This window comes from Ramlibacter sp., from assembly GCF_035706265.1.
Lineage (GTDB): Bacteria > Pseudomonadota > Gammaproteobacteria > Burkholderiales > Burkholderiaceae_C > Ramlibacter.
Window position 1 is genome coordinate 1 of record NZ_DASSVG010000043.1, and the last position, 14041, is coordinate 14041.

Sequence of the window (14041 nt, forward strand, 5' to 3'; positions counted from 1 at the left end):
GGCAGCATCAGCGTGACCAGCGACAGCTTGGCGAACTCGGGCTCGAACTGGTCGATGATGCGCTGCGGCTCGGGGCACAGGGCCGTGTCGGCCATCACGCCGAACTGCACGCTGCCGCCGTAGCTGAGGATCGAGACGCCCAGGCCGATGTCGCCCGACTGCGGCACCCAGAACATGATCTGCTCGATGCCCGCGCCCAGGAAGGCGAGCTTGCCCCGCGGGCCCGGCACGTTGGTCATCACCGCCGTGGTCTTGCTGCGGAACAGGTCCATGATCGCGTCCTGCGCCGGCTTGATCATCAGCCCCGCCAGCGCCAGCACCGCGAAGGCGAGCAGCGGCTGGGTGCTGCCCTTGAGCGCGTCCATGCGCCGGCGCACCTCGTAGACCCGCTCGATCGGGTTCTCCATGCCCACCGGCAGCACCAGCGGCGCCAGGCCGAAGTGGTTGCCCAGGCCGTGCGCCTCCTCGGGCGGCCGCAGGTTGACGGGCACCATCGCGCGGATCTCCAGGCCGGCGACCTCGTCGCCCTGCGCTTTCAGGTATTGCCCGATCGCACCCGCCACGCAGCTCAGGAGCACGTCGTTCACCGAGCAGTTGAGCGCCTTGCCGATCGCCTTCACTTCCGCCAGCGGCAGTGGCGGGCACCAGGCCACGCGCTTGCGGCCGGCGGGCTTGCCTTTCAGGCGCGTGGGCGAGTCGTCGGGCATCAGCAGCAGGGCCGCGGCGTCGCCCAGGAGCTGCCAGGCGCCCTGCGCGAGATCGAGCGAGCCGTGCAGGCCGCGGGCCGGCTGCCGCAGCAGGTGCAGCGAGCGCACGGCGCCGTCGCCCGCCGCCTCCAGCGCCTTCAGCACCATGGCCGCGACCGGCTTCACCAGGCTTTCGGCCAGCCACGCCTCGGCGCCGTCCGGCGTGCCGCGCGCCTTGTTGGCCGGTGGCGGCTCGCCGCCGTCCACGAGCGAGAGCGTCACGCGAATCAGGGCGATGCCATCGGCGATGCAGTGGTGGATGCGGAAGATCAGGGCGCTGCCGCCCTCGTAGTTCTCCACCAAGTGGATCTGCCACAGCGGCCGGCCGGGATCGAGCGGCTGCATCGCCAGTTCGCCGATGCGCTGCTGCAGCGCGGCCTGCGCGCCGCCCCGGGTGCGCGGGAGCTTCTCGCGCACCACGTGCTGCGCGATGTCGACCTCGTGCTCCACCCAGCGCGCGCCGCCGCCGTTCTCCTCCACCCGCTGGCGGAAGCGGTCGTACGGCAGCAGCCGCTCGCGCACCCGCTCGCACAGCGCGCGCCAGCGGATGCCGGGGCGCAAGGTCCACACGCCCAGGATCATCATCAGGTTGCTGGCCGAATCCATGCGCAGCCACGCGGTATCGACCTTGGACATGTTTTCGACGGCCGGTTCCATCGTGCCTCTCCTCGTTGTCCGCCGCTTAAGATAACCGGATTCATCCTCTGGAGCATCCATGGCCGATCTGAATGCCGATTTCGAAGCCGCCGTCGCCAATTCGCGCAAGCTGTCCGAACGCCCCGACAACGCCACGCTGCTGAAGATCTACGGCCTCTACAAGCAGGCCACGGCGGGCGACAACACCGAGAAGAAGCCCGGCTTCGGCGACATGGTGGGCCGCGCGAAGTGGGATGCGTGGACGGCCTGCAAGGGCACGTCGAGCGACGACGCCAAGCGGCAGTATGTCGACCTGATCAACTCGCTGAGCTGACGCTTCGCTGCGTCTGGGTTGAGCGTTGAGTGTTGAGCGTTGAGCGTGGGGTTTCACGCCCAACGCTGAACGCTAAACGCTCAACCTACTTAGGCTTGCGCGCCGGCGCCTTCTTGGCCGCCGGCTTGTGCGGCTCGGCGTGCTTGGCGTGCCGCGGCGCGTGCTTCGACTCGTGCTTCGCCAGCCCCTGCTCGAAGGCGTGCAGCGGGTCCTCGTGGGCCAGCAGCTGGTCGAGGTTCTTCACCACCTCGGTCTCGATCTTGTGCTTGAAGACCCCCAGCAGCAGCCCCAGGCGGGCGGTCAGCTCGAAGCGGTGGGCGCTCACCTTGAGCTCGCCCTGCGCGCCCGGGCGGCGGAAGCGCACGATGTCGGAGTGCTGCCCCTCGGCGTAGGTGCACTCCATCTCCAGCTTCTTCTCGGCGACCTCCGCCCAGCGGAACGCCAGCTTGCGCGCGTGTGCGAGCCCGAGCGCATGCTCGCGGACGATGTGGATGTCAGCCAACCGGGATCTCCTTCAGCTTGCGGTGCCGTTCTTCCTTCGGCAGCTCCTTCAGCCGCCGGGCCGCATCATAGAAGCGCTGCCAGTCGTCGCCGTTGGCGTGGAACAGCGCTTCGAAGCCGGGCACCAGTTCGTCGTAGGCCGCCTGGGCGCCGAAGAAGGCGTTGTTCGCCTCGCGCACCCAGCGGTCGTAGCCGCGCCAGCGGGCCGGCTCGAAGCCCGAGCGGGCCTTCATCGCCTCGTAGTCGGCGCGGAACTGCGCCATGATGCGACGCTTGCCCTCGGCCTTCTCTTCGGGCGAGAGGCCGGGTGTCTCGTAGAAGTCCTTCAGGCGCGCACGCACCGCGCGCGTGAGCTGGCGGAACATGCGCCGGCGCCCGTCGAAGGCCGCGTACTCGGCGCGCGCCTGCTCGCTCGCCTGCGTGCCCAGCCAGCGCGCGCCGCCCAGCCGCTCCACCGCGGTGGCGAAGGATTCGTTGAAGGTGGTGTCGTTCTTCGCGTAGACGACCTGGTGCGCCAGCTCGTGGAAGATCAAGCGGGCCAGCTCGCCTTCCGGATAGTTGACGAAGGTGTTGAGCAGCGGGTCGCCGCCGGCCCAGTTCATGTAGCCCAGGGTGGAATACGCGGTGACCGGATAGACGTTCACCTCGTAGCCCTGTTGCGCGAGCTGCGCCGCCTCGGCCCGCGCGGCGCCCTCGTCGTAGTAGCCGCGGTAACCGACGCAGCCCGTGACGGGAAAGCACCAGGTCTTGAGTTCCAGCGAGTAGATCGGCGCCGCGGTGACGTTCCAGACCGCGGCGCTGCGGTGCAGGTCCGCGTAGCGGGTGTAGCTGGGGTTGTCGGGCAGCTTCAGTTCGCGGCTGGCGTACTGGCGGATGCGCTGCGCGAGCAGCAGGCGCTCGCGCAGCCGCGGCGACGTCTCCGCCTGCTCCACCAGTTCGCTCACCGGTTCCGCGGCGCCCATGATCTTCAGGTGGCCGGTGACGGACTGCCAGTAGTAACCCAGGTTGGCGCAGCCGGAGAGGCACAGCGTCGCCGCCAACGCCACCCCAGCCACCGCAGCGACTCCCATCAGCAGTGCCTTCTTCCTCACGCCGGCTGGACTTCGACCAGGCAGTCGTAGAACACGGGCGCGCGGCCCATGTCCGTGAGCTTCTGGCTGGTCAGCTGGTTGACGTTGGTGCCGGCCAGGCCCAGCTTGCGCCACCAGACCCCCAGCCCGTTGACGACGCCCGGCCGCGCCCGCGGCGACACGCGCGCCTTGCAGACGTATTCGCCGCGGTCGTTGAACACCCGCACCACCTGCGCGTCGCGGATGCCGCGTGCCGCGGCGTCGTCGGCGTGCATCTCCAGGATCGGCTCGCCTTCGATGTCGCGCAGGCTGCGCACGTTGACGAAGGTGGAATTGAGGAAGTTGCGCGCCGGCGGCGAGATCATGGCCAGCGGATAGCGCTCCGAGCTGCCCGCCGGCTCGTGGTTCGGCACGTGGTCCGGCAGGCCATCGAGGCCCTGGCGCGCCAGCGCTTCGCTGAAGAACTCGCAGCGTCCGGAGCGGGTGGGAAAACCACCTTCGGCAAACGGCGCCTCGGGCACCTTCAAATTCGCGAAGCCCTGCTGCAGCAGCAACTCGAAATCGACCTGGGGGCCGTAGGCTTGCCGGCACAGGCTCTCGTCGCTCTCGCGGAACAGCGGGTCGTCGAAGCCCATGCGCGCGGCGAGATCGCGGAACACCTGCGTGTTGGGCCGCGCCTGCCCCACCGGCGCGATCGCCGGCCGATTGAGCAGCACGTCGGTGTGGCCGTAGGAGAGGTGGATGTCCCAGTGTTCGAGCTGCGTGGTGGCCGGCAGCAGGTAATCGGCGTAGTCCGCCGTGTCGGTGCGGAACTGGTCGATCACGACGGTGAACAGGTCCTCGCGCGCGAAGCCGCGCGCCACCCGGCCCGACTCGGGCGCCACTGCCACCGGGTTGCTGTTGTAGACGACGACCGCCTCGATCTGCGGCCCGAACTGGGGCGAGCCCGCGTGCAGCAGCGCGTCGCCGATCTGCACCATGTTGATGGTGCGCGGCTGGCGGCCGGCCAGCAGGTCCGGCCGCTGCAGTGCCGCGCGGTCGACCGGATAGAAGCCGCCGCTGGAAAGCAGCACGCCGCCCGCGCGATGCCGCCAGGCGCCGGTGAGCGCCGGCAGGCAGCACACCGCCCGCACCGCGTTGCCGCCACCGCGCACGCGCTGCACGCCGTAGTTGAGGCGGATGGCCGCCGGCTTCGTGGTGCCGTAGTCGCGCGCCAGGTCGCGGATCTGCTGCGCCGGGATGCCGCAGACTTCGGCCGCGCGCTCGGGCGTCCAGCGCAGCGCGCGCTCGCGCAGCGCTTCGAAGCCCAGCGTGTGGCGCGCGATGTAGTCGTGGTCGAGCCAGTCGTTCACGACCAGCTCGTGCATCAGCGCCAGCGCCAGCGCGGCGTCGGTGCCGGGCAGCAGTTGCACGTGCTCGTGGCACTTCTCGGCCGTCTCGGTGCGGCGCGGGTCGATGCACACCAGCTTGGCGCCCTGCCGCTTGGCCTCCTGCGCCAGCCGCCAGAAGTGCAGGTTGCTGGCGATGGAGTTGCTTCCCCACACCAGGATCAGCTTCGCTTCGGCGAAGAACTCCACCTTCATGCCGACCTTGCCGCCCAGCGTGTGGGTCAGCCCCTCGGCGCCGGCCGAAGCGCAGATGGTCCGATCGAGCAGCGAGGCGCCGAGCTGGTGGAAGAAGCGGCCGGCCATGGCCTCGCCCTGCACCAGGCCCATGGTGCCGCAGTAGCTGTAGGGAAGGATGGCCTGCGGATCGCGCGCCGCGATGGCCTTCAGCCGCGCCGCGATGGCATCGAGCGCCGTGTCCCAGTCCACCGGCTCGAACTGGCCGGCGCCTTTCGGACCCACCCGGCGCAGCGGCTGCAGCAGCCGCTCGGGGTGGTAGACCCGCTCGGTGTAATGCGAGACCTTCTTGCACAGCACGCCTCCCGTGGGGGCGTGCGCCGGGTTGCCCTGCACCCGGATCGCGACGCCGTCCTGCACCGTCGTCACCAGCGCGCAGGTGTCGGGGCAGTCGTGCGGGCAGGCGCCGCGCACCTGCTGGGCCTGGACGCCGGAATCGGGGATGGGAGCTGCCATCGGGGGATTTTCAGGCATCCGGCCGGCCGGTGCCGGCTGAGGGTCGTGGCGCTCAGCCATCCAGGCTGCGCACCCGGGCCAGCCCTTCCATGAAGGACTGGCAGCGCAGCAGCTGCTCCAGCGTGACGTATTCGTCCGGCTGGTGGGCCTGGCCGATGCTGCCGGGGCCGCACACCACGGTGCGGATGCCGGCGTTGCGGAACAGGCCCGCCTCGGTGCCGAAGGCCACCAGGGTCGTGCGCTCCTCGCCCGCGAGCCGCAGCGCCAGCCGCGTCACCGCGTCCTCGGCCGAGCCCAGGAAGCTCGGGATCTCGCAGATCGTCTCGAAGCGGAAGCCCGCCTCCGGCGCCACGGCCTGCATCGCCGGCTCCAGCGAGCGCGCGTAGGCCACCACCTGCTCCTGCATCGCGTGCGCGTCGGCGGTGGGCAGGTCGCGGAACTCGTAGCGGAATTCGGCGTCGCGCGCCACCACGTTGTCCGCGATGCCACCGTGGAACTGACCCACGCTGGCGGTGGAGAACGGCACGTCGAAGCCGGCGTAGCGCGGCTCCTCGCGCGCGAAGCCTTCGGCCATGTCGCGCACGCGGCCGACCACCCGCGCCGCCATCTCGATCGCGTTGACCGACTGCGGCGTGAGCGAGGAGTGCGCCTCCTTGCCGCGCACGCAGCAGCGGTAGCGGTACACGCCCTTGTGGGCGATGGCCGGGACCATGCTCGTGGGCTCGCCGACGATGCAGGCGAGCGGCGCGATCCCGGCCTCGCGCATGTCGGCGATCAGCTCGCGTACCCCGAAGCAGCCCACCTCCTCGTCGTAGCTGAACGCGAGGTGGATGGCGAACGGCAGGTCGGCCTCGAGGAAGAGCGGCGCATGGGCCACGGCCGTGGCGATGAAGCCCTTCATGTCGGCCGCGCCGCGCCCGTACAGGCGGCCGTCGCGCACCACGCCGCCCAGCGGCTCGACCGACCAGTCCTGCCCCTGCCAGGGCACCGTGTCGGTGTGGCCGGAGAGGATCAAGCCGGCCGGCTTGCCCTCGCCCAGGGTGGCGAACAGGTTCGCCTTGGTGCGCTCCGCGTTCCAGCTCAGCCGGCTGGACACGCCCAGGCGCGCCAGTTCGTCGCGGATGCAGTGGATGAGCGCCAGGTTGGAGTTGGCGCTCACGGTGTCGAAGCCGATGAGGGCGCGCGCCAGCTCCAGGGCGCGCGGTGTCGCGGTGGGAACAGCCATGACGGGCATTCTCGCGGATATCCCCCATGCGGCCGCGCTGCCCGCTCGCTAGACTCCATGGCTTCCCCTCGCAGTTCCGCCTTTCCATGAAGCTCCTGGATTCCATCGTCACCGAAGCCGCGTCCATCGTCGCGCTGCGCCGCGACCTGCATGCCCACCCCGAACTCTCGTTCCAGGAGGCACGCACGTCGGACCTGGTGGCCGAGCGCCTCACCGCCTGGGGCATCCCGATCCACCGCGGCCTCGGCAAGACCGGCGTGGTCGGCACCATCCGCAAGGGCACGTCCGCGCGCACCATCGGCCTGCGCGCCGACATGGACGCCCTGCCCGTGCCCGAGGCCAACACCTTCGCCCACGCCAGCCGCCATCCCGGCAAGATGCACGCCTACGGCCACGACGGCCACACCGCCATGCTGCTCGCCGCCGCACGCCAGCTGGCGCAGCACGGCAACTTCGACGGCACCGTCTACGTGATCTTCCAGCCGGCCGAGGAAAAGGGCGGCGGCGCGCAGGAGATGATGCGCGACGGCCTGTTCGAGCGCTTCCCCATGGAGGCCGTGTTCGGCATGCACAACTGGCCGGGCGCGCAGGTCGGCACCTTCGCCGTGAGCCCCGGCCCGGTGATGGCGTCGACCAACGAATTCCGCATCGTCATCGGCGGCAAGGGCAGCCACGGCGCGATGCCGCACCTGGGCATCGACCCGGTGCCGATCGCCTGCGAGATGGTGCAGGCCTTCCAGACCATCGTCTCGCGCAACCGCAAGCCGATCGACCCCGGCGTGATCTCGGTGACCATGATCCACGCCGGTGACGCCACCAACGTGGTGCCGGACCGCTGCGAGCTGCAGGGCACCGTGCGCACCTTCACGACCGAGGTGCTCGACCTGATCGAGCGCCGCATGCGCCAGGTGGCCGAGCACGTGTGCGCGGCGCACGAGGCGCAGTGCGAATTCGCGTTCGAACGCAACTACCCGGCCACGGTCAACTCCGCGCCCGAGGCCGAATTCGCCCGCAAGGTGATGGCCTCCATCGTCGGCGAGGAGAACGTGCTGGCGCAGGAGCCGACCATGGGCGCCGAGGACTTCGCGTACATGCTGCAGGCCAAGCCCGGCGCCTACGCCTTCATCTACAACGGCGACGGCAGCCACCGCGCCGGCGGCCACGGCATGGGCCCCTGCACGCTGCACAACCCGAGCTACGACTTCAACGACGACCTGATCCCGCTGGGCGCGACCTACTGGGTGCGGCTGGCCGAGGAGTGGCTGGCGAAGGGGCCCCGGTGAGCGCGGCGCGGGCGGCCTTCGCGTCCTCGTACGGCGAGGCGCGGCAGAAGTTCCTGCGTGCCGCCGCCGACGCGGGCCTCGCCTGCGAGGCGAAGACGCATCCCGTGGCGGGCCTGCAGGGCGAGGAACTCGCCATGGACGTGGCGCGCGACGGCGAGCCGGAGGCATCGAACCTGCTGGTGCTCACCAGCGGCTGCCACGGCGTCGAGGGCTTCTGCGGCAGCGGCGTGCAAGTGGCCGCCCTGCGCGATGCGGAATTGCGCCGGCGCGCGGCCGAGGCCGGGGTGGCGATCCTGCACGTGCACGCCCTCAACCCCTACGGCTTCTCGCACTTCGGCCGCACGACGCACGAGAACATCGACCTGAACCGGAACTTCCACGATTTCGGCCGGCCGCTGCCGGTGAACGCCGACTACCGCGAACTGCACGAGCTCCTGGTGCCTGCCAGCTGGCCGCCGGCGGCGGACAACCGGCGCGCCGTCGGCCAGTACGTGGCCGAGCGCGGCATGGCGCACTACCAGGCCGTGATCTCGCGCGGCCAGTACGAGTACCCCGACGGCCTGTTCTACGGCGGGGTGGCGCCGAGCTGGAGCAACCTGGCGCTGCGCGAGGTGCTGCGCGCCCACGGCCGGCGCGCCGGCCGCATCGCCTGGATCGACATCCACACGGGCCTGGGGCCGAGCGGCGTGGGCGAGCGCATCTTCGCGGCCCGCGACGACGCCGCCTGCCTTGCGCGCGCCCGCGCGTGGTGGGGCGGCGGCGGCCGCACCAAGGTGACCTCGATCTACGACGGCTCGTCGACTTCGGCCTTCCTCACGGGGCTGATGTTCGAGGCGGCCTACGACGAATGCCCGCAGGCGGAATACACCGGCGTCGCGCTGGAGTACGGCACCGTGCCGGTGCTGGAGACCTTCGAGGCGCTGCGGGCGGAGCAGTGGCTGCGCCGCCATCCCGAAGCGCCGCGCGAACTCGCCGACGCGATCCGGCGGCAGGTGTTCGAGGCCTTCTACACGGACACGGATGCGTGGCGCGAACAGGTGCTCGCGCAGGCGCGCGAAGCCTTGTTGCAGGCGGTGGAGGGGTTGGCGTCGTAACGCTGGGCTTCGCGCTTCGCGACTCAGCACCAGCCTACTGGAACCGCGCTGCGGCCCGTAGAGGTCGTAGGCTGGTGCTGAGCCGCGAAGCGCGCGAAGCCCGGCAAAGCTGCGCTCAAAGCGCCGCGGCGCGCGTGCTCGCAATCACCAGCAGCCCGTCGAAGATGAGGCTCTCCACCAGCTCGAAGCGCTCCAGCATGTGGGGCGCCATCTTCCATCCCGCGCCGCCCGTCATGTAGCAGGCCGGCTCGGTGCCGCAGCGGTGCCGCACGTGCTGCACCATGCGCTCGATCGCGCCGGCGATGGCGAAAGTGCCGCCGCTGGTGAGCGCGTCGCTGGTGTTGGTGGGGAACTCGCGCACCTCGCCGGTGGGCACGTGCAGGCCCGCCGTGCCGCTTTCCAGCGCGCGCAGCATGATGCCGTGCCCCGGCAGGATGAAGCCGCCGAGGAAGCGCCCGTGCGCATCGACCGCCTCCACCGTGACGGCGGTGCCCACCATCACCACCACCATGGGCCGCGCCGGCCCGGCGGCCAGCATGCGGTGGCGGGCGCCGATCATGGCCACCCAGCGGTCGGCCCCCAGGCGGGTCGGATGGTCGTAGCCGTTGATCACGCCCGCCTCGGCGGCGCTCGCCACCACCCAGTGCGCGGGCACCACCCACAGCTCCTCCATCTGCTCCTCGACCCGGCGCTTCACGGCATCGGCGGCCACCGAGCATCCCAGCATGCGCGCCGGCGGCCCGAGCCGCGACCACTCGCCGTCGGCGAGCTTGTCGATGTTCTCGAGGAACTCCGCGCCCGCGGCGATGGGTTGCGCCCCCTGTTGTGCGGCCGGATAGAGCGCCCACTTCAGGCGCGTGTTGCCGATGTCGACGGCGAGAAAGGTCATGCGATGGCGGGGGTCAGGCTGCGGCTTGCAGCGGTTCCTGCAGGGCGGTGAGCTCGGTGGCGGCCGCCTGCACGCGGGATTGCAGCGCCTGCGCGTCGCCGGCGGCCTGCTGCAACGCATCGGCCAGGGCCGGCAAGGACTGGCGCAGCGCCTCGGCCCCTTCGGCCGCGGTGCCGCCACCTGCCTGCTCGCACAGGCGATCGAGCCGGCGGCTTGCGTCCTTCCAGCCGCCCTCCAGCGCCTGCTGCAGCGAAGCGGCCAGGGCGGCGCCGCGCTGCGGCAGGGCCTTGCAATGTTCGATCGCCGGCTGGGTGGCGCCGCTGGCGGCGCGCAGCTGCTTGAGGCGCGCGACCAGCAGCTCGCAGCGGCGCGAGTCCTCCTGGATCTTCTGCAGCGTGGCGGCGTCGCCGCCGGCGGCCTCGCGCGCCTTGAGCTGGTTGCGCATGTCCTGCAGCCAGCGCGCGCCCTGGTCCATGATCTTCTCGATCGCCTTCAGCTCCACCTCGCATTCGAGCGCGGTGCGCTCCAGCGGGCCGGCGCGCTCCTGCTGCTGGCGCTGCAGCGCGCGCAGTTCGGCCGCGAGCCGTTCGCCCGCCTGCGCGCAGCGGTCGCAGCGGGCCTGGAAGGTGGCCGCGGCTTCCTTGCCCTTGCCGGTGGCGCGCGCGATCCAGCCGCGCGGCTGCAACAGGGTGAAATCGACCTCGCCCAGTGCCGCAGCGAGCTCCGTGGCGGCCTGGCCCGCGGTGGCGGCGGACAGGCCCTGCAGCAGCGCCAGCAGCTGCCCGCGCAGGTCCAGCAGGCGCCGGATGTGGCCGCTGCCGGCATCGGTGGCGAGCTGGTCCAGCCAGGCCGCCGGCGAGGCGGCCGGCGTCGGCCGCACCTTCAGCTGCGCCAGCCTGGCGGGCGTCATCAGGGACGCGGTGCGGTCGTCGTCGCTCATGGGCGCGAATATAAACCCGGATGAGTAGCTACCCCGAGGCCGCTACAGCGCACCCAGCCAGCAGGCCCGCTGGATGGCGGCCAGCTTGTTGTCCACCCGCAGCTTGTTCATCGCGTTGGCCAGGTGGTAATTGACCGTGCGCTCCGAGCATTGCAGCGCCTGCGCCGTCTCGCGCGCCGTCAGGCCCCGGAAGGCGAGCTCCAGGCATTCCAGCTCGCGCGGGCTGAGCATGGAACGGGCATTGGCGATCGAGCGTTTCACCAGCGGCCAGATGTTCAGGGCCGACCAGGCCAGCAGCGCCGCCTCGGCGCGGTCGGTCAGCTCGCGCGGGCTGAACATGAAGCACTCGAAGGCGCGGCCCGCCGGCAGCGAGAACTCCACCCGCACCATGGTCTGGTAGCCGTGGGCCAGCCAGAGCAGGCGCCAGCGGCTGCTGCGCTGGGGGTCGGACTTGGCGATGGTCTGCCAGGCCACCAGCGGCGCATCGGAATCGCGCCAGCGGGCGCCGAAGTCGCGGCTTTCGGCCAGGGCGTGGGCGGCCTCGGCCACCAGCGGCGGATGGACGGCGACGACCTGCCGGTCCTCGCTGCCGCCGAACGGGTCGGGCCCGAGCACCACCACCGCCTCCACCGAGAACTCGCGCAGGGCCGCCACCCAGTCGCTGAGGATCCCATCGAGGCTGACACTGTCAAAGTTAGCAGGGATCCCCATGGGTCTTCGTTCGTGGCACCGCCGGGCTGAGACAATAGCATCATCGGACCACCCCCATGAACGAGGACCTGCACCGGCCCAGCTTCTCCCCTGCCCCGACGCGCGCAGTGCTCGAGTCGCTGCGCCATCGTCTGCGGCAATGGGCGGCCACCGAAGTGCTGGCGCCGATCGCGGATTCCATCCTGCATCCGTCGCATTGGCGCATCCGGGCGCTGGGGATCTGCACCCTGGTGGGCCATCCGCTCTTCTACGCCATCTGGGCCTTCTGGCTGCCCCAGCCGTACGAGAACCTGTTCCTGCGCATCGCGATGGCCCTGGGCGGCGCCGCGCTGCTGGCGATCGCCGCGGTCAGCAAGTCGCCGCCGACCCGGGCCGCCGGCATCGGGCTGTTCGCGGTCTTCTGGGTGACCCTGCCCTGGTTCTTCACCTGGATGTATTTCTGCAACAGCGGCAATGCGGTCTGGCTGGCCAGCATGGCCGGCATGCTGCTGGTGTACTACCAGCTCACCGACTGGCGCCTGGCCACCATCGGCGCCGCCAGCGGGGTGCTGGCGGCCTGGCTGGCCTTCGCGCACTTCGGGCCCGAGGTACCGCCGCTTGCTCCGGAGCTCGCCCTGGCCAACTCGGTCGTGCTGGCCTTCTGCTGGTTCATGGGCATCATCCTGGGCGTCTCCACCTCCAACGTCCGGCGCGAGCAGCTCAATTCGACGCTGGACACCATGGGCATCATGGCCCACGAGCTGCGCACGCCGCTGGCCACCATGCAACTGATTGGCGAGGCGCTGCGCAACGAGGCCCCCGCCCACCCCGGCGAAGGCGGCGAGCGGCTGGAGCAGCTGGCGCAGCGCGTGAACAGCCTGGTGCGCAACATGAACCACCAGATCGACATGCAGATGACCAACGCCCGCCTGATGCGGCTGGCTGCGCATGCCGAGCGCCTGTCGGCCGCGGAGCTCGTGCAGCGGGCGATCGCCAACTACCCTTTCCGCAGCTCGCGCGAACGCCAGTGCGTGGTGGTGCGCGTCTACAGCGACTTCCATTTCATCGGCTCGGAGCGCCTGTTCCTGCAGGTGATGGACAACCTGACCAAGAACGCGCTGCGCTCGCTGGCCGCGGCCTTCTCCGCCACCCGCCCCGGCGACCTGCTGATCGAGATCGGCGCCCACGGGACGCGGGGACGCATCGTCTTCACCGACAATGGCGTCGGCATGGAGCCCGAACTGCAGGCACGCATCTTCCAACCCTTCTTTTCCACCGACCGCGGCACCGGGCACGGCCTCGGCCTGGCCTTCTGCCAGCGCGTCGTGCAGGCGGCGCAGGGCACGATCCGCGTGAAGTCCGCCCGGCACCATGGCGCGGTCTTCACGGTCGAACTGCCGGTCGCGTAGCACAATGCGGCAGGCAATCCCCCACCCATGACCTTTCCCCTGTTCCACCGCCCGGGCACGGTCGTCTTCCTCGACGACGATCCCGACTATCTGGAGATGCTGGCGCTGGTGCTGCCGCGGCAGTGGCACCTGAAGCTGTTCCTGCGGCCCACCGACTGCATCGCCCACCTGCTGCAGGAGCCGCCGTTCTGGGAGGCGGACGCCTGGAACCAGCAGCAGCTGATCGGCCTGTGGCGCGAGGGCAAGCCGCTGATCCCGCAGATCCTGGCCTACTGGTCGCGCTATACGGAGCGCTATGCCCTGTCGCGCGTGTGCGTGGTGGATTTCTCCATGCCGGGCATGGACGGCCTGCAGGTGCTCTCCGAGCTGGGCGACTGGCCCGGCGCGCGCGTGCTGCTCACCGGCCAGGCCGACGAGCAGGTGGCGGTGCGCGCCTTCAACCGCGGCCTGATCGACCAGTTCATCCCCAAGCAGACGCAGGACATCTCGCGCCGGCTGGTCGAGGCGGTGGAGCACCTGCTGTTCACGTCGCACGCGCGCCATGCCCAGATCTGGCGCTCCACCCTCACGCCGGAACAGAGCGCCCTGCTGCGCGCCCCGGGCGTGGACAGCTGGCTGGCGGCCTTCTGCGCCAAGAACTGGGTGGAGCACGTGGTGATCGGCGCGCCCTTCGGCGTGCTGGGCATGGATGCCGCCGGCAGGATCGGCTGGCTGCAGCTGGAGACGCCGGCAGGCCTGCCGGCGCTGGCCGAACTGGCGGAAGTGGCCGGCGTGCCGTCCGCGGGCCTGGAGGACATCCGCAAGGGATTGCGGCTGGCGGACATCGAGCTGCGCCAGGCGCTCTCGGCGACGCAGCCGCCGGCCCTGGTCAACGCCATCCCGATCGGCGAAGGCGGCGCCCTTCTGGGCGCCCTGTTCCCCGTCGACGCCCCCAACGGCCCCGACCCGGACAACAGCTACAGCCGCTGGCTGTCCAGGCAGCCGAAGAGGCACGTGCAGGACTAGGAGCCTGCTTCGTCATCCCCGCGCAGGCGGGGTCTCAGGCTCCCGGGCGTAACCACCCCTGTCATTTCTGACAGGGGAGTGTCACTACCTGTGACGATCTCACCACAATGGGTGATAAACGGGAGTTCTACGTCAGCTGCC

At 70.7% G+C, this 14041-nt stretch carries 13 protein-coding genes; 5 read left to right on the forward strand and 8 right to left on the reverse strand.

Annotated features, from left to right (window positions below; genetic code table 11):
- The coding region (locus VFM98_RS01415) for a wax ester/triacylglycerol synthase family O-acyltransferase (protein ID WP_325108100.1) at positions 1-1403 on the reverse strand (1403 nt) is incomplete at its 3' end.
- A gap of 58 nt (positions 1404-1461) precedes the next feature.
- On the opposite strand from VFM98_RS01415, the gene VFM98_RS01420 reads away from it, so the two are divergent.
- Positions 1462-1716, forward strand: coding sequence for an acyl-CoA-binding protein (locus tag VFM98_RS01420; protein WP_325108101.1), 255 nt, complete (start codon positions 1462-1464; stop codon positions 1714-1716).
- Between the two features lie 85 nt (positions 1717-1801).
- On the opposite strand, the gene VFM98_RS01425 is transcribed toward VFM98_RS01420, so the two are convergent.
- From VFM98_RS01425 to argE, 4 genes are read right to left on the reverse strand one after another with little or no spacing between them, the layout of a single operon-like run.
- A complete protein-coding gene (locus VFM98_RS01425; RefSeq protein ID WP_325108102.1) occupies positions 1802-2218 on the reverse strand; it encodes a polyhydroxyalkanoic acid system family protein in 417 nt (138 codons plus the stop codon).
- The gene (locus tag VFM98_RS01430) at positions 2211-3287 is read right to left on the reverse strand and encodes an aminopeptidase (RefSeq protein WP_325108103.1); all 1077 of its coding nucleotides are present in this window, start codon (positions 3285-3287) and stop codon (positions 2211-2213) included. The genes VFM98_RS01425 and VFM98_RS01430 overlap by 8 nt, the downstream gene beginning before the upstream one ends.
- Before the next feature lie 17 nt (positions 3288-3304).
- A complete protein-coding gene (locus tag VFM98_RS01435; RefSeq protein WP_325108104.1) occupies positions 3305-5365 on the reverse strand; it encodes a molybdopterin oxidoreductase family protein in 2061 nt (686 codons plus the stop codon).
- A 52-nt stretch (positions 5366-5417) separates the two neighbouring features.
- A complete protein-coding gene (gene argE / locus VFM98_RS01440; protein WP_325108105.1) occupies positions 5418-6590 on the reverse strand; it encodes an acetylornithine deacetylase in 1173 nt (390 codons plus the stop codon).
- A gap of 86 nt (positions 6591-6676) precedes the next feature.
- Here argE and VFM98_RS01445 point away from each other — a divergent pair, with 86 nt between their 5' ends.
- On the forward strand, positions 6677-7873 hold the full coding sequence (locus tag VFM98_RS01445) for a M20 aminoacylase family protein (RefSeq protein ID WP_325108107.1): 1197 nt from the start codon (positions 6677-6679) through the stop codon (positions 7871-7873).
- Positions 7870-8967 (forward strand): M14 family metallopeptidase, encoded by a 1098-nt coding sequence (locus tag VFM98_RS01450; RefSeq protein ID WP_325108108.1) that lies wholly within the window; start codon positions 7870-7872, stop codon positions 8965-8967. Before VFM98_RS01445 ends, VFM98_RS01450 begins: the two co-directional genes overlap by 4 nt.
- 115 nt (positions 8968-9082) lie before the next feature.
- Here the strand turns inward: VFM98_RS01450 and VFM98_RS01455 are convergent, their stop codons facing one another.
- The 3 genes from VFM98_RS01455 to VFM98_RS01465 are packed head-to-tail and all read right to left on the reverse strand — an operon-like array spanning position 9083 to position 11507.
- Positions 9083-9856, reverse strand: coding sequence for a type III pantothenate kinase (locus tag VFM98_RS01455; protein ID WP_325108109.1), 774 nt, complete (start codon positions 9854-9856; stop codon positions 9083-9085).
- Between the two features lie 13 nt (positions 9857-9869).
- Positions 9870-10796, reverse strand: coding sequence for a hypothetical protein (locus VFM98_RS01460; RefSeq protein WP_325108110.1), 927 nt, complete (start codon positions 10794-10796; stop codon positions 9870-9872).
- A gap of 42 nt (positions 10797-10838) precedes the next feature.
- Positions 10839-11507 carry a helix-turn-helix transcriptional regulator gene (locus VFM98_RS01465; RefSeq protein ID WP_325108111.1) on the reverse strand — a complete coding sequence of 223 codons (669 nt, stop codon included), beginning with the start codon at positions 11505-11507 and terminating at the stop codon, positions 10839-10841.
- A gap of 56 nt (positions 11508-11563) precedes the next feature.
- On the opposite strand from VFM98_RS01465, the gene VFM98_RS01470 reads away from it, so the two are divergent.
- Both VFM98_RS01470 and VFM98_RS01475 read left to right on the forward strand, forming a co-directional pair.
- Positions 11564-12895: a HAMP domain-containing sensor histidine kinase gene (locus VFM98_RS01470; protein WP_325108112.1), complete on the forward strand. Its 1332-nt coding sequence runs from the start codon at positions 11564-11566 to the stop codon at positions 12893-12895.
- A gap of 27 nt (positions 12896-12922) precedes the next feature.
- Complete coding sequence (locus VFM98_RS01475; protein WP_325108113.1) at positions 12923-13900, forward strand: response regulator; 978 nt, start codon at positions 12923-12925, stop codon at positions 13898-13900.
- The last annotated feature ends 141 nt before the right edge of the window (positions 13901-14041 follow it).

Bases quoted from the DNA above. Each gene is read 5' to 3' on its own strand.
- VFM98_RS01420 (WP_325108101.1), top strand. From the start codon at position 1,462: ATGGCCGATCTGAATGCCGATTTCGAAGCCGCCGTCGCCAATTCGCGC.
- VFM98_RS01430 (WP_325108103.1), bottom strand. From the start codon at position 3,287: ATGGGAGTCGCTGCGGTGGCTGGGGTGGCGTTGGCGGCGACGCTGTGC.
- VFM98_RS01435 (WP_325108104.1), bottom strand. From the start codon at position 5,365: ATGGCAGCTCCCATCCCCGATTCCGGCGTCCAGGCCCAGCAGGTGCGC.
- argE (WP_325108105.1), bottom strand. From the start codon at position 6,590: ATGGCTGTTCCCACCGCGACACCGCGCGCCCTGGAGCTGGCGCGCGCC.
- VFM98_RS01445 (WP_325108107.1), top strand. From the start codon at position 6,677: ATGAAGCTCCTGGATTCCATCGTCACCGAAGCCGCGTCCATCGTCGCG.
- VFM98_RS01455 (WP_325108109.1), bottom strand. From the start codon at position 9,856: ATGACCTTTCTCGCCGTCGACATCGGCAACACGCGCCTGAAGTGGGCG.
- VFM98_RS01460 (WP_325108110.1), bottom strand. From the start codon at position 10,796: ATGAGCGACGACGACCGCACCGCGTCCCTGATGACGCCCGCCAGGCTG.
- VFM98_RS01465 (WP_325108111.1), bottom strand. From the start codon at position 11,507: ATGGGGATCCCTGCTAACTTTGACAGTGTCAGCCTCGATGGGATCCTC.
- VFM98_RS01470 (WP_325108112.1), top strand. From the start codon at position 11,564: ATGAACGAGGACCTGCACCGGCCCAGCTTCTCCCCTGCCCCGACGCGC.
- VFM98_RS01475 (WP_325108113.1), top strand. From the start codon at position 12,923: ATGACCTTTCCCCTGTTCCACCGCCCGGGCACGGTCGTCTTCCTCGAC.